Source organism: Agromyces humi, from assembly GCF_009720255.1.
GTDB classification, from domain to species: domain Bacteria; phylum Actinomycetota; class Actinomycetes; order Actinomycetales; family Microbacteriaceae; genus Agromyces; species Agromyces humi.
On the sequence record NZ_WJSP02000711.1, the window covers coordinates 1 to 787 of the forward strand.

Sequence of the window (787 nt, forward strand, 5' to 3'; positions counted from 1 at the left end):
GACGCCACCCACGGTCGACGCGGGCGCGGGGCCGATGCCGCGGCGGCGCGGATCGACTCGATCGTCTGCGGGTCGGCGATGGCCGACTGGAAGGGGACGAGGCGACCGTCACCGGGGTCGACGACGCCACGGCCGGGGGTCTCCGGTCCGATCGACGCCGCTGCCGCACTGCCGACCACGGCGAGGCTGTCGGCCGTGTCCATCACGCGCAGCGAGATGCGGATGGCGCAGTTCGCGGTGACCTGCTCGCGGACGACGCCGTTCGGGCGCTGGGAGGCCAGGATCAGGTGCGCGCCGAGCGATCGCCCGCGCGCGGCGATGTCGGCGATGACCCCGCCCAGCTCGGGGAATCGCTCGACCATGGCCTGGAACTCATCGACGACGATGACCAGCCGCGACAGCTCCACGCCCGGCCGCAACTCGGCGATGTCGCGTGCGCGCTCGGCGTGCAGCACGGCCTCGCGGTGGCGGAGTTCGGCGCGCAGGCTCAGCACCGCCCGCTCGGCCTCGGCCTCATCGAGGTCGGTCACCACGCCGACCACGTGCGGAAGCTCGCGGACCGGTTCGAAGGCCGCCCCGCCCTTGAAGTCCACCAGGAGGAACGCGACCCGGTCGGGCTGGTGGTCGCGCGCCATAGCGGCGATCCAGGCGAGGAGGAATTCGCTCTTGCCGCTGCCGGTGGTGCCGGCGACGATGGCGTGCGGTCCGCGCTCGACGAGGTCGAGCTCGAGCGGACCGCCGCCCGCCATGCCGACCGGCGCGCGCAGCGTGCTCCTCGAGGGGACGG

Annotated in this window: 1 protein-coding gene; it reads right to left on the reverse strand. The window is 74.1% G+C overall.

Annotation, left to right across the window (positions count from 1 at the left end; all coding sequences use genetic code 11):
• Positions 1 to 787: FtsK/SpoIIIE domain-containing protein (locus GH736_RS23715; protein ID WP_268891268.1), on the reverse strand; the 787-nt coding region annotated here is incomplete at both ends.